Source organism: Sphingomonas sp. (genome assembly GCF_042096255.1).
Taxonomy (GTDB): domain Bacteria; phylum Pseudomonadota; class Alphaproteobacteria; order Sphingomonadales; family Sphingomonadaceae; genus Sphingomonas.
Genome location: NZ_JBELLZ010000061.1, coordinates 1 through 22,137 on the forward strand (window position 1 = coordinate 1; position 22,137 = coordinate 22,137).

A 22,137-nucleotide genomic window follows, 5' to 3' on the forward strand; every position below is an offset into this window, starting at 1 on the left:
CCTTTTTGCAGTTTTGTGGCAGCCAAAGACGGAATTGGCCGAAATGCGCGGGTTTAACCCGGCATGAAGGCCGGCCAGGATAGCCGCGACTCGATGAGCGAAGCCCCGCCGCCGCCGAATCACACCCCCGACTCGTTCGCCCAGTCGGTGCGCAGCGCCGTTATCTGGCGTTCGGGCAGCCAGATCGCCGCGCAATTGCTGCAATGGGCGGCGACCTTCCTGGTGATCCGCATCCTCAGCCCCGCGGATTACGGCCTGTTCGCGATGGCGCAGGTGGTGCTCGTGTTCCTAAACATGCTCAACGGCTACGGCCTGGCGAGCGGGCTGGTGCAGCGCCCGGAGGTGACGGATCGAGAAATCCGCCAGCTGTTCGGCATGCTGATCCTGGTCAACGCCGCGCTCGCGCTTGTCCAGCTGGCGCTCGCCCCACTCGCCGCGGCTTACTACCGCCAGTCGCAGGTTGCGCAGCTGTTGACCGTGCAGGCGCTGATCTACGCGACCACACCGTTCATCGCGCTGCCCTCGGCGCTGCTCGCCCGCGCGATGGAGTTCCGCGCGCAGGCCAAGGTCAATATCCTGGCCTCGCTGGCGAGCGCCTCGACCGCGCTGGGCGGGGCGCTGGCCGGCTGGGGGGTGTGGACCTTGGTCGCGGCACCCATCGTGCTGTTCGCGGTGCGCGGCGCCGGGCTCACGGCCGTCGCCCGTACGTTCGTCTGGCCGAGCTTCGACTTTCGCGGCGCCGGTGCGCTTGCGCGCTATGGCGGGCTGATGGCGGCGGGCCAGTTGTTCTGGTTCGGGCAGAGCCAGGCCGACGTGCTGATCGCCGGGCGACATCTCGATGCGCACGACCTGGGACTCTACACCACCGCGGTGTTCCTCACCCAGATTTTCGTCAGCAAGGTGGTGCCGCCGCTCAACGAGGTTGCCTTCTCCGCCTATGCGCGCATCCAGGACGTGCCGGGCGCCGCCGCCGCGGCCTTCGTCAAGTCGGTACGGGTGATCTTCGCTGCAGCCCTGCCCTTCTACCTCGGCCTTGCCGCCACCGCCGAGCCGCTGGTGCTGACCGTGCTCGGGCCGAAATGGGCGGAAGCGGCGCCGGTGGTGCGCCTGCTCGCGCTCGCCATGCCGATGATGACCTTGCAGGTGCTCTTCTCCCCGGTGTGCGATGCGCTGGGCCGGCCCGACATCGGCGTGCGCAACGGGGCGGTCGGCGCGGCGGTGCTGACCGCCGGGTTCCTGTTCGGGGTGCACTGGGGCGCGCAGGGCCTGGCGGTTGCCTGGATCCTCGCCTATCCGATCTATCTGCTGGCGAGTTGCCGCCGCTCGCTGCCGGTGATCGGTGCGCGCGGGCGCGAGGTTGCCCGCGCGATCGCTCCAGTCGCGCTTGCCGCTGCCGGGATGGCGGCCGTCGTGCTCGCGCTCGATGCCGCGCTGCCGCCCCTCGCCGTGCCGGTACGGCTCGCCGTCCTGGTGCTGGCAGGCGCGCTCAGCTATCCTGTCGCGCTGGCGCTGGTCGCCCGCGACCGGGTCCGCGAACTGGTCGCGCTGGTGCGCCGGCCGGTGGCCGGCTAGGCGGCCTTCACCCGCGACGCCAGCAGCCACGCCTCGGCCAGCACCGGATCGGCATACAGGCGCATGTCCGCGGCGCCGTTGATCAGCCGCCGCACCTGCATCGTCGCCAGCGAGCTGCCGGTGACGAAGGCGGTGCGCCGTGCACGATAACGCGGATCGGCGATCAGCGCCGCAAAGGCGCCGACCACCATCTGCGTCTGGATCTTGCAGGCGCTTACGTCGACCAGCGTGACGTGCGTGTTGGGCGAACAGCGCAGCTCGGCATGCGCGGCGCGCTTTCGCTCCGCGAAGCGTGCGACGTCCTCGGGCTGGAAGAAGCCGGACAGGGCCATGCACAGCAGGTTGCGCTGGGGGTCGGCGACGATCTCGAAAGCGGGGCTCATGCGCGGCACCGTCGCGCGCGCGGGTTGACCACGTCTTGCCAAATTCCGGCTAAACGCTCGACATCGGCGCAATCTGGGAGAGTGGATGCCCGACGTGGATTCGAACCACGATTGACGGAGTCAGAGTCCGTAGTCTTGCCGTTAGACGATCGGGCAACAGGCGGGCGCCCCTACGCGGCTGGGCCGCGGGTGTCAATCGCGCCGGTTGCGGCCGGGCGGGGCAGTCGCTAGCTTGGCGGCCAAGGTTCCATCCGCCAGGCGGATGGCAATGGATTAGTGAGCACGGCATGGGAAGCTTTACCCAGATGCCGTCCCGGTCGCCGTTGGGCGATCGTTCGGCGCACCCCGCCCCCCGGCCGCAGGGAGGCGCGCGGCATTATGCCGCGCTTGATCTCGGCACCAACAATTGCCGGCTGCTGATCGCGCGCCCGCAGGGCGAGGGCTTTGCGGTGGTCGACGCCTTTTCGCGGATCGTGCGGCTGGGTGAGGGGCTCGCGACCACCGGCAAGCTTTCCGACGCGGCGATCGAACGGACCCTCGCGGCCCTAAAGGTCTGCGCGGACAAGCTCCGCCGCCGTCCGGTCACGCTTGCGCGCTCGGTGGCGACCGAGGCGTGCCGGCGCGCGACCAACGGCGCGGCCTTCATCGCCCGGGCGCGCGAGGAGACCGGCATCCACCTCGACGTCATCTCGGCGGAGGAGGAGGCGCGGCTCGCGGTGCTCGGCTGCCACGTGCTGATCGAGCCGGGCGAGGGGCCCGCCCTGGTGTTCGACATCGGCGGCGGCTCGACCGAGCTGGTGCTGGTGGACACGACGCCGACCATCCCGGTGGTGCTCGACTGGCATTCGGCGCCGTGGGGGGTGGTGTCGCTGACCGAATCGACCGGGGGCCCGAGCGCCGGCCTCGCGCCCTATGCCGAGATGCGCCGGCTGGTCGCGGCGAGCTTCGCACCCTTTGCGGCGCGGCTGCCGCAGAACGTGGCCGAGCCGCGGCTGCTCGGCACCTCGGGCACCGTCACTACGCTCGCCAGCGTCCATCTCGGCCTGCATCATTACGACCGCTCGGCCGTCGACGGCCTGATCGCGCCCGCCGCGGCGATGCGCCAGATCTCCGCCGACCTCGCCGGCAAGACGCTGAGCGAGCGTGCCGCCCTTCCCTGCATCGGCCGCGAGCGCGCCGACCTGGTGGTGGCGGGCTGCGCGATCCTCGAATCGATCCTCGACCTGTGGCCCGCCGAGCGGCTGGGCATCGCCGACCGCGGCATCCGCGAAGGCATCCTCCGCCGCCTGATGGCGAGCGGCTCCTAAGGACCCATCATGAAGCCGACCCAGGGGCGCCAGCGCGTCCGCACCGCGCGCAGCCGCTCCGCGCAATCGACCCGCTGGCTCGAACGCCAGCTCAACGACCCCTATGTCCGCCGCGCCAAGGCGGAGGGGTATCGCAGCCGCGCCGCCTACAAATTGACCGAGCTGGACGAGCGCTTCGCCTTCCTGAAGGGCGTGCGCCGCGTGGTCGATCTCGGCGCCGCGCCGGGCGGGTGGAGCCAGGTGGTGCGCAAGCTGGTGCCCGCCGCGCAGGTGGTGGGGATCGACCTCTTGCCGGTCGATCCGATCGACGGCGTCACTTTGTTCCAGACCGACTTCATGGCCGATGCCGCGCCCGACCTCCTCAAGGAGGCTTTGGGCGGCCCCGCCGACCTCGTCCTCTCCGACATGGCCGCCAACACGGTGGGCCACCCGCAGACCGACGCCTTGCGCACCATGGCGCTGGCCGAGGCCGCGCATTTGTTCGCCACCGAGGTGCTGCGGCCCGGCGGCGCCTTCGTCTGCAAGGTGTTCGCGGGCGGCGCCGATTCGGCCTTCGTCGCCGAGCTGAAGCGCGGCTTCGCAACCGTGAAGCACGCCAAGCCGCCGGCGAGCCGCAAGGGATCGGTGGAATGGTTCGTGGTGGCGCAGGGCTTCAAGGGACGCGCGGACGGCGACGCCGAGGGCGGAAGTTGACACGAAGCTGACACCCTCGGCGTGTTTCGCCGGGGGCGCGGGATCGTCAAAACAGCGAGTTCAAACAGCGGGCGCGGATGGATCGCCACGCCTGTGTACCATAGGGGCAAGGCTGTAGGAAAGCCGGGCGGCGGGCGGCGATGCGCGCATGGGCCTCCGGCGGTCCGCGCGATCCGACCCGCTATGCGTGGGCTCCGGCTCTAATGGAGCTTGACTCTAAATCGACCTAGGTAGACTTAGTCGCCATGGTTCGGTCACGCGCGCTCTCCCTCCACGCCCGAAGGGTCCTTGCCGCTCTGCTCGACGCGCGGGACCGCTGGTCGCACGGCTATGAGCTCGCGCGATCGGCCGATGTGAAGTCCGGCACGCTTTATCCGCTGCTGATCCGCCTCGAATCGCAGGGGCATCTCCAGGCGGAATGGCAGGCCGCGTCCGAAGGGGGGCGGCCGCCGCGGCATGCGTATCGCCTGACCGCGAGCGGCGTGCAGCTTGCCCAGGCCAACCCCGTCGATGCTCCGGCGATCGCCTCCCCGCGCAGCGTGGTGGCGGTATGAGCCTCGGGCTGCGGCGCGGCATCGCCGCCCTCGCCGGTCGCGCGCTGCAAAGGGCTCTGCCGCGATCGTCGAAACCGTGGGGTTGGGCGATCCGCTTCGAGATCGACGCGATCCGCGACGATGGCGAGGCATTGCGGTTCGCGCTGAGAAGCCTCGCCGGCCTGCTGCCGCACGCGACGGCATCGCACCTCGCCCAGATCCTCGCGCCATCGCGCCGCGACCCATTTCATCCGGGAGGTTCCAACGACATGAGGGTTCAAGACATCGCCCGGCGCCCGCGCGCGCTAGGCATCGCCTGCGCGGTCGGCGCGGTCGTGCTCGGCCTTGTCTATCTGGCGATGGCGGGCGCGCCGGTCCGCTATCTCGTGATCAACGCCGGAGCACTGGCGACCGGGGTGACGCTGCTCGCGCTGCTCGGTACCGGCCGGCGCTCGGGCGAAGGCTGGCAGGTTGGAATGATCGTGGCGGCCGCCGGGGCGCTGCTCGCCACCGCGATGTTCGGCGCCACGGTGGAGGGCGCGGCGCGCTGGGTAACGCTGGGCGGTGGACTTTCCGTCCAGCCGAGCCTGGTCTTGCTGCCGGCGATGCTGCTGGCGTTCGCCCGGCGGCGGCACATGCTGGTGACCGCCGCCATCATCGCCGCCGCCGCAGCGCTGGCGATCCAGCCCGACCGGGCGATGGCGGCGATGCTGGTCGCCGGGCTGGCGGTGCTCCTGGCCCAGCGCCCCGACCGGCACGTCGCGATCGCATTGGGCGCAAGTGCGATCGGCCTCATGACGACGCTGGCGCGGGCCGACACGCTGCCGGCGGTGCCCTATGTCGACCAGATCCTGTATTCGTCGTTCGACGTCCATGCCCTCGCCGGGGTGGCGGTGCTGGCAGGTTCGGCCCTGCTGCTGCTGCCGGCGATCATGGCTGGCGGGCGCGACCCGGCCGATCGGGCGACCTATGCGATGTTCAGCGCGCTATGGCTTTCCGCCATCCTGGCCGCCGCGCTGGACAATTATCCGACACCGGTCGTCGGCTATGGCGGCAGCGCGATCCTCGGCTATCTGCTGAGCCTGCTGGAGCTGCCGGAAGCGGCGGGGGTCCGGACCGGGGCTGCAGCTGGCCGCCGCGCCGATGCGGACGGGATGCCGTCCGACGTGCCGCTTTCGCTCAGGCCAGCCTGAACCGCGCGTTTGCGGCCGTCCGGCACAAACGAAAAGGGCCGCAGCGTCGCCGCTGCGGCCCTTTTCGTGTCCCGCGATCGACCCCGGCGTCAGCCGTCGTAGTCGGCGCCCAGGTTCTGGTTGCGCGGCGGGGCGGCCGCCGTCAGACGCAGCGCTTCCGCCGAAGCCGCGAGCGAGCCGACCGCATCGGCCTCGTCGTCGTCCTCGACCTGGACCTTCTGGAGGCTCTGCACCACCGCCTCGTGCATGTCGCCCGGGCGCACCGTCTCCTCGGCGATCTCGCGCAGCGCGACCACCGGGTTCTTGTCGCGGTCGCGGTCGAGCGTCAGCTCGGCGCCGCCCGAGATCTGGCGCGCGCGCTGGGCGGCCAGCAGCACGAGATCGAAGCGGTTCGGGATCTTGTCGACGCAATCCTCGACGGTGACGCGCGCCATGAGGCTCTTTCTAACTGTCGGTGAAGGGTGCGCGACCTAAGGGGGGGTCGGCGAAAAGTCAAGGAAAGCTGCCATCCAGTCGACTTGAAGTCCATTTCACTTCACCCCGGACTTGATCCGGGGCGACGATCCATGGTTGATGGGCCCCGCTCTTCCGCGCGCCGGCTTGCACGCGCACGCCCCCGCCGCCACACGCCCGCGCATGGACCAGCCGCCGCTGCAGCCGAGCTTCACCGTCGCAGGCAACCGGCTCCAGCTGCTCGACACCGGGCCGCGCCGGCTGGAGGCGCTGCTCGACCTGATCGATACGGCGCACACCTCGCTGCGGATACTCTATTATATCTATGCCGATGACGAGACGGGCCGGCGGGTCAATGACGCGCTCGCCCGCGCCGCCCGACGCGGCGTCTCGGTGGCGCTGATCGTCGACGGGTTCGGCAGCGCCGAGCCGCCCGCCTTCTTCGCGCCGCTGGAGGCGGCGGGGGTGGACGTGTGCCGCTTCATCCCACGCTTCGGCCGCCGCTACCTGCTGCGCAACCACCAGAAGCTCGCGCTCGCCGATGCCGGCAGCGACGATGCGCGGATCATCATCGGCGGGTTCAACATCGAGGACGATTATTTCGGCACGCCGGCCGAACAGGCGTGGCGGGACCTGGGGCTGATCGCGCGCGGGCCCACCGCGTCGCGGATCGCGGGCTATTTCGATGCGCTCCACGCCTGGGTGACGTCCGACTCGCCGCGCCTGCGCGACCTCAACCGTGCGCTCGCCGAGTGGAGCGAGCACGAGGGTGCGGTACGCTGGCTGATCGGCGGGCCGACGCGGCGGCTTTCCCCCTGGGCGCGCGGCGTGCGCGCCGACATGCGGCATGCGAAACGGATCGACATCGTCGCGGGCTATTTCACCCCCAGCCCCACCATGTTGCGCCGGCTCGACAAGGCGGGGCTGCGCGGGGCCACCGCCCGGATCGTCACCGCCGCCAAGTCCGACAACAATGCCACCATCGCCGCGGCGCGCTTCACCTATGCCGGGCTGCTCAGGAAGGGGGTGCGCGTCTTCGAATATCAGCCGACCAAGCTGCACACCAAGCTCTATGCGATCGACGATGCGGTGCATGTCGGCAGCGCCAATTTCGACATGCGCTCCTTGTTCATCAACCTCGAGCTGATGCTGCGGATCGAGGATGCCGCCTTCGCTGACCATGTGCGGACCTATGTCGAGGGCGAGATCGCGCGCTCGCGGGAGATCACGCCGGAACTGTACCGCGCCGAGACCCGCTGGTGGCACCGGGTGATCCAGTTCGGCGCCTATCTGCTGGTCGCGGTGGTCGATCCCACGGTGTCGCGCGGGCTGGCGCTGGGGCCGCGCTGAGCCGCGGGCTCCAGCGCGTTGATCGCCGCCCACACCCGGCGCTCGGCCTCGCGCCGTGGCAGGCCGGGGGGGACGGGGTCACCGATGCGCATGGTGACGATGCCCGGGCGCTTCCACCCGGTCTTGGGCAGCAGCCGCCCCGAATCGAGCGCGATCGGCACCACCGGCAGGTCGAGCGCCTTGTAGAGGCCCGCGAAGCCCGAGCGGAGCGGCGGCGCCTCGCCCGGCTCCACCCGCGTGCCTTCCGGATAGACGATCACCGACCGACCGCTCGCCTTGGCCGCCTGCGCGTCGCTGACCAGCTTGCGCAGCGCCTTCGCCGAGGCGTCGCGATCGACCACGATCGAGCCGTAGACCACGGTCGCCCAGCCCCACAGCGGGATGCGCATCAGCTCGCGCTTGAGCACCATCGCGGGGCCGCCGAGGATCAGCTGGAGCTCCACCGTCTCGTACATCGCCTGGTGCTTGGCGGCGAACAGCAGCTGGCCGGGCGGGATCGCGCCCTCCACCCGCGTCTCGACCCGCAGGATCGTGCGCGCCGCCCAGCGGTGCAGCCGCGCCCAGACATGCGCCCAGCCGATCATCGCCGGCCGGCCGAGCAGCGCCACCACCGGCACCGCCAGCACGATGGGGACAGACAAAGCGTAGAAGATCGCGCGGAACAGCAGGGTGCGGATCATCGCCCGATCCCCAGCCACAGCGCGACGCGCCGCAGCAGCAGCTTGTTATATTCGTTGATCAGCAGGCCCAGGCGCTGCTCGCTCGGCACGCCATCGCGCACGATCCGCACCTCGGTGTCGAGCGCCGCGCCCAGCTCCATCCGCGCGCGCGCCATGTGCCAGTCCGAGGTGACGAGGCGCACCGAACGGAAGCGATGCGCGCGCACCCAGTCGGCGGTCTCCTCGGCGTTGGAGCGGGTATCCACCGCCTCGGGTCCGAGGTCGACACAGCAGCCGATCAGCGGGGCACGGCCATATTCCTCCACCAGATCGACCTTGCGCACGCCGGGCGCGACGCCGGTGATCAGCACGCGGCGGGCCTGTCGGCGCTCCAGCAGCACCAGCCCCCGCTCGATCCGCCCCGCCCCGCCGGTCGGCACCACCACCGCATCGGTGCGCACCCCCTCGGCCGGCTGAGCGAGCAGCAGCATGAAGGCGGCGAAACCCAGCGCCCAGGCGAGCGCGACCAGGGCGAGCAGGCGGACGATCACAAGGCGCGCCTCAGCGCCGCGAGCACCGCCAGCCGCGCCGCCACCGCCGCCAGCGCGACGAAGCCGAGCGGCAGCAAGGCGAGGATGATCCAGCCGGTCGCGCCAAGGGAAATGCCCGACACCAGCTCCGAGCCGAGGTCCGCCGCCTGCCAGCCGAGCACCACGATCACCACCAGCGCCGCGACCGCGCCGCCCAGGCCGCCGGCGAGCGCGTCGCGCGCGATGCGACGCTGGAACAGGCGTGCGACCTGGACGTCGGTGGAGCCCAGCATGTGGAGCACGTCGATTGTGCCGCGATGCGCATGGAGGCCCGCGCGCGCGGCGAGCAGCACCACCAATGCGGTGGCGGCGACCATCATCGCGACCAGCCCGGCGGCAAGCCAGCTCAAGGTCGCGAGCAGCCGGGCGACCGGCGACATCCATGCCGCTTGGCGGTCGACCCTGGCGTCGGGCACGACCGCGCGCACCAGCGCCGCCACCCGGTCCGCGGTGGCGGCGGCGGGATCGGCGAGGTCGATGTCGACCAGCACCGGCAGCGGCAGGTCCGGGTCGGCGCCGTCCTCGCCCAGCCATGGTGCCAGCAGCCGCGCGAGCTCCGCCTCGGGCACCCGCACCGCGCGCGCGACGTCGCGGTCGGCCGAGAGACGGGCGAGCAGCGGGTCCGCCGCGGTACCGGCGCCGAGCTGCACCGTCATGCGGCCGGCGAGCTGGCGGTCGAGCGCGCGCACCGCGCTGCGCGTCCCCATGCCGGCCGCGGCGGCGAGCACGGTCAGGAACAGCATCACCGCGATCACCCAGGTCATCGCGCCGACGCCGACCGCCTGGTCGAGCACCGCGCCGGTGGCCTTGCCGCTCATGCGCCAGCCTCCACGGGGTGGCGCAGCACGCCCGTCGGATCGGCGATCCGGCCGCCGTCCAGCCGCATCAACGTCGCGCCGGGCACACGGCTGAGCAGGTGGAGGTCGTGCGTCGCCACCACCACGGTGGTGCCCAAAGTGTTGAGCGAGTCGAACAGGTGGAGCAATCGGTCGGCCATCGCCGGATCGACGTTGCCGGTCGGCTCGTCCGCGACGAGGAGCTCGGGCCGGCCGATCACCGCGCGCGCGATGGCGACGCGCTGCTGCTCGCCGCCCGACAGCGTCGCGGGGCGCGAGGTGCCGCGCCCGCCCAGCCCGACCCAGGACAGCATCTCGCGCACCGGCTCCTGGATGTCGGCCTCGGGCACGCCGGCGATGCGCATCGGCAGCGCGATATTGTCCCAGATCGACAGGTGCGGGACGAGGCGGAAATCCTGGAACACCACGCCGATCCGCCGGCGGAAGCCGGGGAGCCGCGCGCGCGGCATCGTCACCAGGTCCTCGCCGAACAGGCGGATCACCCCGCGGCTGGGCCTCTGCGCGAGGTAGAGCAGCTTGAGCAGCGAGGTCTTGCCCGCGCCGCTCGCCCCGGTGAGGAAATAGAAACCGCCCTTGGCGAGCGAAAAGCTGAGGTCGACCAGCGTTTCCGGCCCCTCGCCATAGCGCAGGCCCACATTCTCGAACTGCACAATGCTCGCCATGGCCGATCGAATCCATGGCACGGGTGGCGCCCCGCCATCAAGCGTCCCGCCGCGTGCAGCTTGCCGCAGCAGCACCCGCGTGCTTAGGTCGCGTGTGGCGCGGGGGGCGTGCCGCGATGTGAAGCGTATCCGCCAATGATCCTCGAATGCCCGAAATGTTCCAGCCGTTACCTGGTCCCAGATAGCGCGATCGGCGCCACCGGGCGCACCGTGCGCTGCGCCAGCTGCCGACACAGCTGGTTCCAGGAGCCGCGGCTCGAAGCCGAGGCGCCGGTCGCGGCGCCACCGCCGACACTGGAACAGCCCGTCGCCGGCCCGACGGTCGAGGATGCGCCGGAGGGCACCACCGCTCCCGCCGCCGTGCCCTTCACCGTACCGCCGGGTGATGCACCGGCCGCTCCGACCCGCCCCCGCCGGCGCAACCCGGCTAGGCGCTGGACCGCCGCGGCGATCGCCGCCGGCGTGCTGATGACTTTGGGCGTGCTGATCATCCTCTGGTCGAGCGCGCCGGGGCTGCTCAACCGGTTGGGCTTCCCGATCGGCTCGGCCGAGACGCCGCTGCGCCTGGTCGACAATCCGATCGAGCGGCGCGACCTTGCCAATGGCAGCGAGCTGTTCGCCGTCAGCGGCAAGGTGCTCAACCCCTCGTCGAGCGCCCAGCGCGTCCCCGACATCCGCGCCGACCTGCGCGACGCCTCCGGCCGGATCGTCTTCTCCTGGACGATCACGCCGCAGCAGCGCACCCTTGCCCCCAAGAGCGCGATCGACTTCAACTCGGCGAAGCTGGACGTGCCGGCCAATTCGAAGCGGCTGGAGCTGAGCTTCGCGGGCGAGGACGGCGCCTGAACTGGCGACGCTTTCGCCTTGCGCCGCGGCCAAGGCTAAGCTAGGGCCCGCCGCCTGCCAGCCGTCGGGCGAAAGCCGGGCGGACTATCACGTGCGGTCGTGGCGGAACTGGTAGACGCGCAACGTTGAGGTCGTTGTGTCCGAAAGGACGTGGAAGTTCGAGTCTTCTCGACCGCACCAGATAGTCATAGTCTGAATATTCACCCCCCAGCGGGGCCGGAGGTCGACCGCCGCGACACGGGTTCGTCGCTTTCCCGTCGCTTTCGTCCAATCCGATGACCCCCTTTGTCATGATATTACGCTATCCATGACGTCAGCACTTGAAGCTGCCTTGAGAGGGGAATCGACATGGCTACCGTTCACCGCAAAGCCGGCGCGCAGGATGATCTGGCGATCTCGCTGCCGCACCTTGCCAACACCAACAACGACGTTCTGATCCTCGACTGGTCCTGGTTTGAGCAGGGCTATGGCCTCACCAGCTACCTGACCACCGACACGACAGGCGGCTATCGCGGCTATTTCTACCTCGACAGCACCACGCGTAACGATTTCGTCAGCATCGAGCGGTTCAACATCACCGCGACCAACTTCGCGGACGAGATCGCGACCGGGAACGGCAACGACGTGATCAAGGGCATGGGGGGGAACGACCGCATCTCCGCCGGCGCGGGCCGCGACACGCTGGACGGCGGCGCAGGAATTGACGGGTTCAACAAGAGCTTCAGCGCACTGAACACCGGCGTTACGGTGAACCTGACGACGAATGCGATCACCGCCTCCCAGGGCACGATCAGGGGCTTCGAATATTTTTACAACGTCGTCGGCACCTCCAAGAACGACACGTTCATCAGCTCGCAGCTGCGCGGCAACGACAGCGTGCAGGGGGGCGACGGCAACGACCGGGCGGAGTTCCGCGTCGGCTCCGACAGCTTCACCGGAGGAACCGGCAACGACACGCTGAAGGCGGACATGAGCTGGTGGACCGGCGGCCAGGGCATCCAGATGTCGTTCGCGACGGACGGCGCCGGCGGCTTCCGCGGCTATTATTATCTCACCAGCACCCAGCGTGCCGACTTCGCCTCGACCGAGAACTTCGAAATCCTCGGGACCAAGAACAACGACCGGATCGATGCGGGCAGCGGCAACGACACGCTGTCCGGCAATGGGGGCAACGACGACATCCGCTCGGGCGCGGGAACGGACGTGCTCGACGGCGGTGCGGGCATCGACGGCCTCGGCCGCGACTTCTCCGCGGCAACCGCCGGCGTCACCGTCAACCTGGGCACCAGCGAGCAGTCGAGCGCCTATGGCACGATCGCCAATTTCGAATATTTCGTCTCGATCACCGGCAGCAACTTCGCGGACACCTTCGTCAGCACCACCATGCGCGCGGACGACCTGGTGAACGGGGGCGGCGGCAACGACACCGTCACCTTCTTCGAGGGCTATGACACGTTCAACGGCGGGCTGGGCAGCGACCGGATGATCGTCGACTTCTCGGGCGCGCTGGTGAGCAAGGGCATCGAGATGAGCTTCTCGGTGGACAGCAACGGCGGCTGGCGCGGCTATTACTATGTCGACGGCAACACCCGCGCCGACTTCACCTCGGTGGAGGATTTCTCCATCACCGGTACTGCCTTCAATGACCGGATCATCACCGGTGACGGCGATGACACGGTGGTGGCCGGCGCGGGGGCGGACCTGCTGAGCACGGGCGGCGGCACCGACACCCTCAACGGCGGCGCAGGGATCGACGGCATCGGCCGCAACTTCATCAACGCGGCGCAGGCGATCACCGTCAACCTCGGCACCAACACGGTCGACGGGATCGGCGGCAGCATCACGAACTTCGAGTATTTCTACGAGTTCGTGACCGGCAGCGGCGACGACGCGCTCGTCTCCACCGCCGAGCTCGCCAACGATTCGGTGACCATGGGCGGCGGCGACGACACCTTCACCTCCTTCCGCGGTGACGACGATTACGATGCCGGGCTCGGCAACGACCGGCTGGTGGTGGACTGGTCCGCGCTGGACCTGTTCGCCGGCGTGACCAACAACTACCAGGTCGCGGATACCAACGGCGGCTGGCGCGGCTACCTCTACATCAACGGCGAGGCGCGGGTGGACTATACCAGCGTCGAGGCGTTCACGCTGACCGGCACCGGTTATCGCGATGTCTTCTACGGCCAGACCGGCAACGACATCTTGAATGGGGGAGCCGGCGATGACACGCTCTACCTGGGAAGCGGCAACGACAAGGCATTCGGCGGCGAAGGCGTCGACGGGCTGGGCAAGGACATGTCCGGCGCCACCGCCGCGATCACGCTGAACCTGAACACCAATGCGCTCTCGCTCAAGGGCTCGTCGATCAGCGGCATCGAATATCTGGCCGACGTGCGCGGCGGCAGCGGCGCCGACAAGTTCATCACGCTCAAGGAGCTGTACGACGACGTGGTCGCCGGCAACGGCGGGAACGACACGTTCAGCACCTTCGGCGGTGACGACGACTTCGCCGGCGGATCGGGCAACAAGGACAAGGTGATCGTCGACTATTCGTGGCTGGAGACCGAGGATCGGATCTCCACCTCCATGTCCGTCGACAACGACAATGGCGGCTTCCGCGGCTATTATTACGTCAACGGCGCGGCGCGCGTGGACTTCACGGGCACCGAGACGTTCGACGTGACCGGCACCAAGAACGACGACAGCATCACCGGCGGCGGCCTGGCCGACACGCTGCGCGGCGGCGAAGGCCGCGATTCGATCGCGGGCGGCGCGGGCGCGGACAAACTGTTCGGCAATGCCGGCGCCGACACGATCGACGGCGGCGACGCCAGTGACCAGATCACCGGCGGCACCGGCGGCGACACGATGACGGGCGGCGGCGGTGCCGACACGTTCATCTTCGGCGCGAGCGACGTGGGCGGCCTGCCGAACTATGCCGCGGTGATCGCCTATGCCGACCGGATCACCGACTTCGACTCGGGCGTGGACAAGATCAACCTGTCCGCGATCGATGCGAACACCGGTGCCAACGGCAACCAGGCCTTCTCCTACATCGGCGACGCCGCCTTCTCCGCGGCGGGGCAGATCCGCTACGTCAACATCAGCGGCGCCACCTACATCCTCGGCAACCTCGACGCCGACCTGGGCGCGGACTTCGCGATCCGGGTGGACGGCGAGCTGCCAGTGGCCGCGGACTTCAATCTCTGATCCGAACGTAGCGGACAGCGGCCCACATAGGGCGAAGAGGCGCCGGCACCGTGCGGGTCCGTTCCTTCGGGAACGCGACCCGCATCGTGCCGGCGCTTCGCGCGTCGGCGCGCGGGAGGCTTGCCCGGAGGATTGTCCAGAGCAGAGGATTGCGATGCCGGGAAACGCAGGGCTAAACCCCCGCCCAACGATCAAAAGGGGTTACCATGCATCTCACCCTCGCCACGCTGCTCCTGCTCGCCCAGGCGGCGCCACAGCCCCAGCCGCAACCGCCCGTCGAGCAGACCGAGGCGCCCGAGGACCAGGCGACCCGCCCGACCGAGACCACCACCGCGCCGCCGCAACAGACCGCCGCCAGCGCTCCGCCGACCGCCGCGAACGCCAAGCCGCCCAAGTGGGACGTCAACGCCCCGCCTGGCACGCCCGTCCGCCAGGTGCCGATCAACGTCGACGAGGGCAGCTGGATCGATCTCGACGTCTCGCCCGACGGCGGCACCCTCGCCTTCGCGCTGCTCGGCGACATCTATACCATGCCGATCACCGGCGGCACGCCGCGGCGGATCGCCGAGGGGCTGGCGTGGGAGGTGCAGCCGCGCTTCTCGCCCGACGGGCGGCGGATCGCCTTCACCTCCGATCGCGGCGGCGGCGACAACATCTGGATCATGAACCTGGACGGCACCGACAAGCGCCAGGTGACCAAGGAAGACTTCCGCCTGCTCAACCAGCCGAGCTGGTCGCCGGACGGGCGGTTCATCGCCGCCAAGAAGCATTTCACCACCGGACGCTCGCTCGGCACGGGCGAGGTATGGCTCTATTCGGTCGCAGGCGGCGGCGGCGTGCAATTGGTCAAGCGCGCCAGCGAGAAGCTCCAGAAGGAGCTGGGCGAGCCGGTCTATGCCGCGGACGGCAAGTCGATCTTCTACACCCGTAATGTCACGCCGGGACCGATCTTCGAATATGCGCAGGATTCGAACACGGGGCTGTTCGACATCGAGCGCTACGAGCTTGCCACCGGCGAGGTGACCACCGCGGTGACAGGCCTGGGCGGTTCGGTGCGGCCGACGCCCTCGCCCGACGGCAAGCGCATCGCCTTCGTGCGGCGCGAGCGGGCGAAATCGAAGCTGTACGTCAAGGACCTTGCCACCGGCGCCGAGCGCAAGATCTACGACGCGCTCGACCAGGACGTGCAGGAGACCTGGGCGGTGACCGGCGTCTATCCCAACATGGCATGGACGCCCGATTCCAAGACGATCGTGTTCTGGGCGGGCGGCAAGATTCGCCGCGTCGACGCCGATGGCGCGAACGACGCGGTGATCCCGTTCCGGGTGCAGGACACGCGCGGCGTGCTGCCCGCGCCGCATCCCGAGATCGCGGTCTCGCCCGACCGGTTCGAGACGCGAATGCCGCGCTGGGCCGCGGTGTCGCCCGACGGCGGCCGGGTGGTGTTCGAGACGCTCGGGCACCTCTGGGTCAAGCCGATGGCGGGCGGCGCGGCGAAGCGGCTGACCTCAGGGGACGAGCTGGAACTGTTCCCGAGCTGGTCGCGCGACGGCAGGTCGGTGGTCTATGTCGGCTGGACCGACGCAGGCGCGGGGCAGGTGAAGGTGGTCGGCGCCGCGGGCGGACGGCCACGCACGGTCACGACGATGGCGGGCCATTATGCCAAGCCCCGCTTCTCGCCCGACGGCCGCACGGTCGTGTTCGAGAGCCGGCAGAGCGAGGGGCTGACCACCGCCGCCTTCACCGCGACGCCGGGCGTGTACCGCGTGCCCGCCGCGGGCGGCGCGCCGGTGCTGGTGCTGCGCGACGCGCGCGAGCCGCAGTTCGGCGCTGATGACGCGCGGCTATTCACGATCGGCGAGGAGGATGACAAGCGCGCGCTGATCTCCACCGACCTCTCCGGTGGGGCGAAGCGCATCCATGCCAAGGGCGAGATGGTGACCGACTATGTCGTCTCGCCCGACGGGCGCACGGTGGCGTTCCGGCAGAATTACGAGGCGTTCGTGATGCCGCTGATGCCCGGCGGGCAGGCGGTGGAGGTGGCCGAGGACGCCAAGTCGCTGCCCGTCACGCAGGTGAGCGCGAATGGCGCCAACTATCTCGGCTGGTCCAACGACGGCGAGCGGCTGCACTGGAGCCTGGGGCCGACGGTCTATACCGCCAGCCGTAGCGCCTTCTTCCCCGATGCGCCGCAGCCGGAGAATGCACCCAAGTTCGTGGCGCCGCGCACCGGCGTGTCGCTGGCGATTGAAGTGGCAGCCGACAAGCCGACCGGCACGGTCGTACTCACCGGCGCACGCATCCTGACCATGGCCGGCAATGACGCCGGCGCGATCGACGATGGCGTGATCGTGATCCGCGGCGACCGGATCGTCGCGGTCGGCCCGCGCGCCACGGTGCAGGTGCCTGCCGGCGCGAAGACGGTGGACCTCGCCGGCAAGACGATCATTCCCGGGCTGGTCGACGCGCATGCGCACGGGCCGCAGGGTGAGGACGAGCTGGTGCCGCAGCAGAATTGGTCGACGATCGTCAACCTGGCGCTGGGCACCACCACGATCCACGATCCCTCGGCGCGCGCGAGCGAGATCTTCGTCGCGGCCGAGCGCCAGCGCGCGGGCCAGCTGCTCGCCCCGCGCATCTTCTCTACCGCGGAGGTGGTCTATGGCGCCAAGGCGCCCGACGTCTATGCGGAGATCAACAGCTATGACGATGCGCTCGCGCACGTCCGGCGGATCAAGGCCGAGGGCGGGCGTTCGATCAAGAACTACAACCAGCCGCAGCGCGAGCAGCGCCAGCAGGTGGTCGCCGCCGCGCGGGCCGAGAACATGCAGGTGGTGGCCGAGGGCGGGTCGCTGTTCGGCATGGACATGACCATCGCCGCGGACGGCAATTCGACGCTGGAGCACAACATCCCGCTCGACCGCTTCTACGACGACGTGGTGCAATTCTTCCCGCAGACGCAGACCAACTACACCCCCACTCTGGTGGTGACCTATGGCGGGCTCGCCGGCGATCCGTATTGGAGGCAGGCGACCAACGTGTGGGAGCAGCCGATCCTCAAGGCGCACATTCCCGCCGACCAGCTTGCCGCGGCCAACATCCGCCGGGTCAAGGCGCCCGAGGAGGATTTCGTCGATGCGGCGAGCGCGCGCGAGGCCAAGAAGCTGGCGGACAAGGGCACGCTCGTCTCGATCGGAGCGCACGGCCAGCAGGCGGGCATCGGCCCGCATTGGGAGATGTGGAGCTTCGTGCGCGGCGGCATGACCCCGGTGGAGGCGCTGCGCGCGGGCACGATCGTGCCGGCCAAGTCGCTGGGCATGGCGAAGGACATCGGCAGCCTTGAAGTGGGCAAGCTCGCCGACCTGGTGGTGCTCGACGCCGACCCGAGCGAGAACATCCGCAACTCCGAGCGCGTGTCGAAGGTGATGCTGGGCGGGCGGCTGTACGATGCGATGACCATGAACGAGGAGGTGACCGGCACCGCGCAGCGCCAGCCGTACTTCTGGAGAAGCGGCGCAACGGCGGCGAGCACAGTGACGACGACCCACGGCGCGGACTGAAGGGGGGCGCGGGAGGTGTGTCGGCCCGGCACACCCTCGCGTCCCAAGTTGCGCCACGCGACATCCGGTGGGATAAGCCCCGTCCGGGAGGCGCGGCATGCACGAGGGGCCCGGTACGCAGACGCTGATCCTCGCCTGGCGCGATGGCGAGGCGGGCGCGCGCGACCGGCTGATCGCGCAGATCCATCCCGCGCTGGAGCGGATCGCCGCCGCGCGGCTCGCCGGGGAGCGCGACACGTCGCTCTCGACCGGGGACCTGATCAACGACGCGGTGCTCCAGATCATCACCGCCAACAATGCCGACGTGAACGATCGAGCGCACCTGATCGCGCTCGCCAGCCGGATCATGCGCAACCTGCTGGTCGACCGGGCGCGGCGCAAGGATGCTGCCAAGCGCCGCCACGTCCGCGTCGAGCTGACCACGCGTGTCGAAGGCGAGCAGCGCTTTGACCTGAAAGCGCTCGATTCCGCGCTGATACGGCTGGGGGCGATCGACAATGCCCTCGTGGAGCTGATCGAGATGCGGTATTTCGGGGGCATGTCCGTGCCCGACGTCGCGGTGGCGACGGGCTGGTCGGAGACGACGGTGAAGCGGCGGTGGAGCGTCGCGCGCGCGTGGCTGACCGACGCGCTCCTAAACCCGATCGACGCATGAGCGATCCGGCGTTCGAACGCCGCGCGATCCAGCTCTACGAGGCGATGCTCGACGTTCCGGAAGCGGAGCGCGATGCGTGGCTGGCGCGCGAGACAGACGGCGATCCGGCGCTTGCGGCGCGGCTGGAGGCGATGCGCGAAGCTGGGCGGCTGGCGGCGCTGTCCACCGGCGCGGCGCTCGACCATGCCGAGGAGGAGCCGGTGCCGGCACGGATCGGCGCCTATCGGATCACCGACCTGATCGGCCGCGGCGGCATGGGCGCCGTGTATCGCGGCGAGCGCGATACGGGCGACTTCAGCCATGTCGTCGCGATCAAGGTGATCCGATCGGGGCTGCTCTCCCCGGCGCTGATCGAGCGGTTCGGGCGCGAGCGCGCGATCCTCGCCCGGCTGCACCATCCCGGCATCGCGCAGCTGCACGACGGCGGCGAGACCGAGAGCGGATCGCCCTTCATCGTCATGGAATTCGTCGAAGGCCGGCCGCTGCTGCGCTGGGCGGAGGAAGAAGCGCCGTCGCGCGCCGAGCGGCTGGCGGTGTTCGCGCTGATCTGCGACGCGGTCGCCTTCGCGCACCGCAACCTGGTGGTCCACCGCGACCTCACCCCCTCCAACGTGCTGGTCACCGGCGACACGGGGCGCTGGGGCGTCAAGCTGATCGACTTCGGGATCGCCCGGCCGGCGGACGTGGTGGCGGACGCGCTGTCGACGCGGGGCACCCCGCCCGAGCGCGCTTCGATCGTCAGCCTCAGCCTGACGCCGGGCTATGCCGCGCCCGAGCGGATGGTGGCGGGGCCGGTGACCACCGCGGCGGACGTGTTCTCGCTGGGGCGGCTGCTCGACGCATTGGTGCCGGGCGCGGATAGCGAGTTGCGCGCGATCGTCGCGCGGGCGACCGCGGCCGATCCGCAGGCGCGCTATCCAACCGTAGAGGCGCTGGCCGAGGATGTCGCGCGGATGGTGGATGGGCGCCCGGTCGCGGCGATGGGCGGCGGCGCCGGCTATCACCTCGGCCGGTTCCTGCGCCGCCACCGCCTGCCCGTATTCGCCGGTGCCGCTGCGCTGCTGGCGCTGGTCGCCGCCTTGGCGCTGACGCTCGCCGCCTACCGGCGGGCGGAGACGGCGCGGGAGGCGGAGGCGGCGCGCTTTGCCGAGCTGCGCAGCCTCGCCGGTTTCATGCTGTTCGACCTGAACGGCCGGCTCAGCCGGGTGGTGGGCACGATCGACGCGCGCGAGCGGCTGGCGGCGCGCGCGCAGCGCTACCTGGGCGCGCTGGCCGGATCCTCCGCCACGACGCCGGCGCTCGGGCTGGAGGCGGCGCGGGGCTTCATCGCGCTTGCCACCATTCAGGGTGTGCCGAGCGAGCCCAACCTGGGACAATATGAACCCGCGCGCGCCAATCTCGCACGGGCGATGCGGCTGCTGGAGGGCTCGCCACTGCCGCGCGCGCAGGTCGCGCCCGATCTGGCGCTGGCGCTTGCGCGCATGGCGATGCTGGAGGCGCATGGCGCGCATGACACGAAGCGGGCGAATGCCGCACTGGCGCGTGCCGAGCGAGTGCTGTCGGACGTGGCGGCGTCGGAACGCGGCACCCGCTGGCTGCGCGCGCGCAGCGAGGTGCGCCGATCGCAGCTCGACATGGCGGTGCTGGATCAGGACGTGCCGGGGATCGGCCGACTCGCCGACCGGCTGGAGCGCGAGATCGGCGACTGGCCGGCGGAAGCACGCAAGGGCTTTGCTGCCGAGTTCGACCGTGCCGTCGCCGACCATTATCGCGGGATCGCCGGCTATTTCACCGACGCGCTGGCCGAATCGATCCGCCGGACTCGCGCCGCCGATGCGCGCTTCGCCGCGCTGGAGCGGGCGCGGCCGGGCGATCCGCTGCTGCTCTACTTCCGCGCGTTCAATGCCTATATCGGCTATGGCTCGGCCGAGGGCGCCGACGATGCGCAGGCGCTGCGCTTCCTGGCCGCCGCGCGGGCGGCGAGCGACCGGCTGGCGCAGCTGGAACCGCGCGACCGGACAGTGCTGCTGCTCGCCGTCAAGATCCGGGCGGCCGAGGCGCAGTCGCTGAGCGAGCGGGGACGGCACAACGAGGCGGTCGCGCTGCAGAAGGATGTGGTCGCGTTCCACACCGCGCAGGCGAAGCGCCAGTCGAGCGACTCCGCCGGCAACCAGCTGACCACCGCGCAGCTCATCCTCGCCAATATCGCGATCCGCGCGCGCGACCGGGCGCTCGCCTGCGAGGCGACGCGCGCCGCCAACCGAGCGCTCGCCGATCTCGACCGGAAGGGCGGGGCGATGGGGTTCGTCGCCACCTATCGCACCCGGCTGGCCGCCAACCAGGCGCGCTGCGCGCGCAGCGAACCGGTGGCGACGATGGAGACGATCGCCTAGCCTGTTCGTTGAGGCCGTGGAGTCGGCCGAGAAGGAGAGGCCCCATGACAATCGCGGCGATCCTGCACACCAAAGGCAGCGAAGTGGTGAGCGTTGCCCCCGAACAGCCTGTGGCGGAGGTGGTGGCGCTGCTCGCCGAGCGACGCATCGGCGCGGTCCCGGTGATCGGAGGCGGCGCGGTGCTGGGGGTTTTCTCCGAGCGCGACCTGGTGGCGTTGCTCAGGGACGGGGACGCGGCGGCCCTGTCGCGCCCCGTCAGCGAGGTGATGACCGCGCCGGCGGTGACGGTGGGGATCGAGGATGCGGTGCTGGCTGCGCTCTCGCTGATGACGCGGCGTCGGTTGCGTCACCTGCCGGTGATCGAGGGCGACCGCGTGATCGGCATCGTCTCGATCGGCGATCTGGTGAAATACCGGATCGAGCGGATCGAAGCCGAGGCGGCGGCGATGCGCGACTATATCCAGCAGGCCTGAGTGACCGACCTGAGGGGCAGCATCCGCGGGCGCATCCGCCGGCTGGTCGGCTCCGGCGAGGTCGATCTGACGCGCCCGCCGGGGGACGATGGGCTGTTCGGCCCGGGATCGCCCGCCTGGCGGATCCATGGCGATTTCACCGCGATGATGATCGGCGGCGTTTCCGCGCTGCTGCTCCAGATGCTTCATCCGGCGGCGCTGGCCGGGGTGTGGCAGCACAGCGACTTCCGGCGCGACCGGCAGGGGCGACTAAAACGCACCGCGCATTTCATCTCCACCACCACCTTCGGCTCCACCGCGGCGGCGGAGGCGGCGATCGCGCGCATCCGCACGGTGCACGACCGGGTGCAGGGCGTGCTGCCCGACGGGACGGCGTACAGCGCGAACGATCCCCGCCTGCTTACCTGGGTGCACGTGGCGGAGGTGGACAGCTTCCTGCGCGCGCATCTGCGCTACAAGGACCCGGAACTGCCTGGCGCGGTGCAGGACGCCTATCTGGCGCAATATGCGTTAGTTGCGCGGCGGCTGGGCGCCGCGGACGTGCCGGTCTCGCGCGCCGAGATCGCGGACTATTATCGCGCGATCCGGCCCGAATTGCGCTTCGACCATCGCACTCGCGAAGTGGCGGCGGCGCTTACCGCGCGTGATGGCGATGCGATGACCCGCCAAGCGATGGCAATGGTGTTCGCGGCGGGGCACGATCTGCTGCCCGGCTGGGCGCAGGCGATGCACGGCCGCGCGGTGG

At 70.2% G+C, this 22,137-nt stretch carries 19 protein-coding genes and 2 tRNA genes; 14 read left to right on the forward strand and 7 right to left on the reverse strand.

The features are described from left to right. The first annotated feature begins 93 nt into the window (after positions 1-93). The gene (locus tag ACFDTH_RS11830) at positions 94-1,572 is read left to right on the forward strand and encodes a lipopolysaccharide biosynthesis protein (RefSeq protein ID WP_375287729.1); all 1,479 of its coding nucleotides are present in this window, start codon (positions 94-96) and stop codon (positions 1,570-1,572) included. Here the strand turns inward: ACFDTH_RS11830 and ACFDTH_RS11835 are convergent. Next, positions 1,569-1,955: a hypothetical protein gene (locus tag ACFDTH_RS11835; protein ID WP_375287730.1), complete on the reverse strand. Its 387-nt coding sequence runs from the start codon at positions 1,953-1,955 to the stop codon at positions 1,569-1,571. The two genes, ACFDTH_RS11830 and ACFDTH_RS11835, sit on opposite strands and share 4 nt — an antisense overlap. A gap of 82 nt (positions 1,956-2,037) precedes the next feature. Continuing rightward, positions 2,038-2,111: transfer RNA gene (locus tag ACFDTH_RS11840), tRNA-Gln, on the reverse strand. Between the two features lie 149 nt (positions 2,112-2,260). On the opposite strand from ACFDTH_RS11840, the gene ACFDTH_RS11845 reads away from it, so the two are divergent. The 4 genes from ACFDTH_RS11845 to ACFDTH_RS11860 all read left to right on the forward strand — a co-directional run bounded on the left by ACFDTH_RS11845 (position 2,261) and on the right by ACFDTH_RS11860 (position 5,681). Further along, on the forward strand, positions 2,261-3,262 hold the full coding sequence (locus ACFDTH_RS11845; RefSeq protein WP_375287747.1) for a Ppx/GppA phosphatase family protein: 1,002 nt from the start codon (positions 2,261-2,263) through the stop codon (positions 3,260-3,262). A gap of 9 nt (positions 3,263-3,271) precedes the next feature. Then, on the forward strand, positions 3,272-3,955 hold the full coding sequence (locus ACFDTH_RS11850) for an RlmE family RNA methyltransferase (protein ID WP_375287731.1): 684 nt from the start codon (positions 3,272-3,274) through the stop codon (positions 3,953-3,955). Between the two features lie 245 nt (positions 3,956-4,200). Continuing rightward, positions 4,201-4,509 carry a PadR family transcriptional regulator gene (locus ACFDTH_RS11855; protein ID WP_375287732.1) on the forward strand — a complete coding sequence of 103 codons (309 nt, stop codon included), beginning with the start codon at positions 4,201-4,203 and terminating at the stop codon, positions 4,507-4,509. Further along, positions 4,506-5,681: a hypothetical protein gene (locus tag ACFDTH_RS11860; RefSeq protein WP_375287733.1), complete on the forward strand. Its 1,176-nt coding sequence runs from the start codon at positions 4,506-4,508 to the stop codon at positions 5,679-5,681. Before ACFDTH_RS11855 ends, ACFDTH_RS11860 begins: the two co-directional genes overlap by 4 nt. A gap of 89 nt (positions 5,682-5,770) precedes the next feature. On the opposite strand, the gene rpoZ is transcribed toward ACFDTH_RS11860, so the two are convergent. Then, positions 5,771-6,115 carry a DNA-directed RNA polymerase subunit omega gene (gene rpoZ, locus ACFDTH_RS11865; protein ID WP_375287734.1) on the reverse strand — a complete coding sequence of 115 codons (345 nt, stop codon included), beginning with the start codon at positions 6,113-6,115 and terminating at the stop codon, positions 5,771-5,773. Positions 6,116-6,317: 202 nt separating this feature from the next. On the opposite strand from rpoZ, the gene ACFDTH_RS11870 reads away from it, so the two are divergent. Next, the gene (locus tag ACFDTH_RS11870) at positions 6,318-7,484 is read left to right on the forward strand and encodes a phosphatidylserine/phosphatidylglycerophosphate/cardiolipin synthase family protein (RefSeq protein WP_375287735.1); all 1,167 of its coding nucleotides are present in this window, start codon (positions 6,318-6,320) and stop codon (positions 7,482-7,484) included. Here ACFDTH_RS11870 and ACFDTH_RS11875 read toward each other — a convergent pair. Genes ACFDTH_RS11875 through ftsE form a run of 4 tightly spaced genes read right to left on the reverse strand, consistent with a single transcriptional unit; the run spans position 7,421 to position 10,252 of the window. Further along, on the reverse strand, positions 7,421-8,164 hold the full coding sequence (locus ACFDTH_RS11875) for a lysophospholipid acyltransferase family protein (RefSeq protein WP_375287736.1): 744 nt from the start codon (positions 8,162-8,164) through the stop codon (positions 7,421-7,423). The genes ACFDTH_RS11870 and ACFDTH_RS11875 overlap by 64 nt on opposite strands. Further along, the gene (locus tag ACFDTH_RS11880) at positions 8,161-8,694 is read right to left on the reverse strand and encodes a YdcF family protein (protein ID WP_375287737.1); all 534 of its coding nucleotides are present in this window, start codon (positions 8,692-8,694) and stop codon (positions 8,161-8,163) included. The genes ACFDTH_RS11875 and ACFDTH_RS11880 overlap by 4 nt, the downstream gene beginning before the upstream one ends. Continuing rightward, entirely contained in the window at positions 8,691-9,551 is an 861-nt protein-coding gene (locus tag ACFDTH_RS11885; RefSeq protein ID WP_375287738.1) for a cell division protein FtsX, read from the reverse strand. Before ACFDTH_RS11885 ends, ACFDTH_RS11880 begins: the two co-directional genes overlap by 4 nt. After that, positions 9,548-10,252 (reverse strand): cell division ATP-binding protein FtsE, encoded by a 705-nt coding sequence (gene ftsE / locus ACFDTH_RS11890; protein ID WP_375287739.1) that lies wholly within the window; start codon positions 10,250-10,252, stop codon positions 9,548-9,550. The genes ACFDTH_RS11885 and ftsE overlap by 4 nt, the downstream gene beginning before the upstream one ends. 135 nt (positions 10,253-10,387) lie before the next feature. Here ftsE and ACFDTH_RS11895 point away from each other — a divergent pair, with 135 nt between their 5' ends. The 8 genes from ACFDTH_RS11895 to ACFDTH_RS11930 form a co-directional block, all read left to right on the forward strand. Further along, complete coding sequence (locus ACFDTH_RS11895; RefSeq protein ID WP_375287740.1) at positions 10,388-11,098, forward strand: zinc-ribbon domain-containing protein; 711 nt, start codon at positions 10,388-10,390, stop codon at positions 11,096-11,098. Positions 11,099-11,191: 93 nt separating this feature from the next. Continuing rightward, positions 11,192-11,278, forward strand: a tRNA-Leu gene (locus tag ACFDTH_RS11900). Positions 11,279-11,446: 168 nt separating this feature from the next. Continuing rightward, complete coding sequence (locus ACFDTH_RS11905; RefSeq protein ID WP_375287741.1) at positions 11,447-14,311, forward strand: beta strand repeat-containing protein; 2,865 nt, start codon at positions 11,447-11,449, stop codon at positions 14,309-14,311. A gap of 206 nt (positions 14,312-14,517) precedes the next feature. After that, the gene (locus ACFDTH_RS11910) at positions 14,518-17,871 is read left to right on the forward strand and encodes an amidohydrolase family protein (protein WP_375287742.1); all 3,354 of its coding nucleotides are present in this window, start codon (positions 14,518-14,520) and stop codon (positions 17,869-17,871) included. Between the two features lie 97 nt (positions 17,872-17,968). Continuing rightward, the gene (locus tag ACFDTH_RS11915; protein WP_375287743.1) at positions 17,969-18,526 is read left to right on the forward strand and encodes an ECF-type sigma factor; all 558 of its coding nucleotides are present in this window, start codon (positions 17,969-17,971) and stop codon (positions 18,524-18,526) included. Then, positions 18,523-20,919 carry a protein kinase gene (locus ACFDTH_RS11920; RefSeq protein WP_375287744.1) on the forward strand — a complete coding sequence of 799 codons (2,397 nt, stop codon included), beginning with the start codon at positions 18,523-18,525 and terminating at the stop codon, positions 20,917-20,919. The genes ACFDTH_RS11915 and ACFDTH_RS11920 overlap by 4 nt, the downstream gene beginning before the upstream one ends. 44 nt (positions 20,920-20,963) lie before the next feature. Then, positions 20,964-21,392 carry a CBS domain-containing protein gene (locus ACFDTH_RS11925; RefSeq protein ID WP_375287745.1) on the forward strand — a complete coding sequence of 143 codons (429 nt, stop codon included), beginning with the start codon at positions 20,964-20,966 and terminating at the stop codon, positions 21,390-21,392. Continuing rightward, positions 21,393-22,137: oxygenase MpaB family protein (locus tag ACFDTH_RS11930; RefSeq protein WP_375287746.1), on the forward strand; the 745-nt coding region annotated here is incomplete at its 3' end.

Excerpts from the sequence above, each read along its gene's own strand:
- ACFDTH_RS11830 (WP_375287729.1), top strand. The coding sequence starts at position 94 with ATGAGCGAAGCCCCGCCGCCGCCGAATCACACCCCCGACTCGTTCGCC.
- ACFDTH_RS11835 (WP_375287730.1), bottom strand. The coding sequence starts at position 1,955 with ATGAGCCCCGCTTTCGAGATCGTCGCCGACCCCCAGCGCAACCTGCTG.
- ACFDTH_RS11845 (WP_375287747.1), top strand. The coding sequence starts at position 2,261 with ATGCCGTCCCGGTCGCCGTTGGGCGATCGTTCGGCGCACCCCGCCCCC.
- ACFDTH_RS11850 (WP_375287731.1), top strand. The coding sequence starts at position 3,272 with ATGAAGCCGACCCAGGGGCGCCAGCGCGTCCGCACCGCGCGCAGCCGC.
- ACFDTH_RS11855 (WP_375287732.1), top strand. The coding sequence starts at position 4,201 with ATGGTTCGGTCACGCGCGCTCTCCCTCCACGCCCGAAGGGTCCTTGCC.
- ACFDTH_RS11860 (WP_375287733.1), top strand. The coding sequence starts at position 4,506 with ATGAGCCTCGGGCTGCGGCGCGGCATCGCCGCCCTCGCCGGTCGCGCG.
- rpoZ (WP_375287734.1), bottom strand. The coding sequence starts at position 6,115 with ATGGCGCGCGTCACCGTCGAGGATTGCGTCGACAAGATCCCGAACCGC.
- ACFDTH_RS11870 (WP_375287735.1), top strand. The coding sequence starts at position 6,318 with ATGGACCAGCCGCCGCTGCAGCCGAGCTTCACCGTCGCAGGCAACCGG.
- ACFDTH_RS11875 (WP_375287736.1), bottom strand. The coding sequence starts at position 8,164 with ATGATCCGCACCCTGCTGTTCCGCGCGATCTTCTACGCTTTGTCTGTC.
- ACFDTH_RS11885 (WP_375287738.1), bottom strand. The coding sequence starts at position 9,551 with ATGAGCGGCAAGGCCACCGGCGCGGTGCTCGACCAGGCGGTCGGCGTC.
- ftsE (WP_375287739.1), bottom strand. The coding sequence starts at position 10,252 with ATGGCGAGCATTGTGCAGTTCGAGAATGTGGGCCTGCGCTATGGCGAG.
- ACFDTH_RS11895 (WP_375287740.1), top strand. The coding sequence starts at position 10,388 with ATGATCCTCGAATGCCCGAAATGTTCCAGCCGTTACCTGGTCCCAGAT.
- ACFDTH_RS11905 (WP_375287741.1), top strand. The coding sequence starts at position 11,447 with ATGGCTACCGTTCACCGCAAAGCCGGCGCGCAGGATGATCTGGCGATC.
- ACFDTH_RS11910 (WP_375287742.1), top strand. The coding sequence starts at position 14,518 with ATGCATCTCACCCTCGCCACGCTGCTCCTGCTCGCCCAGGCGGCGCCA.
- ACFDTH_RS11915 (WP_375287743.1), top strand. The coding sequence starts at position 17,969 with ATGCACGAGGGGCCCGGTACGCAGACGCTGATCCTCGCCTGGCGCGAT.
- ACFDTH_RS11920 (WP_375287744.1), top strand. The coding sequence starts at position 18,523 with ATGAGCGATCCGGCGTTCGAACGCCGCGCGATCCAGCTCTACGAGGCG.
- ACFDTH_RS11925 (WP_375287745.1), top strand. The coding sequence starts at position 20,964 with ATGACAATCGCGGCGATCCTGCACACCAAAGGCAGCGAAGTGGTGAGC.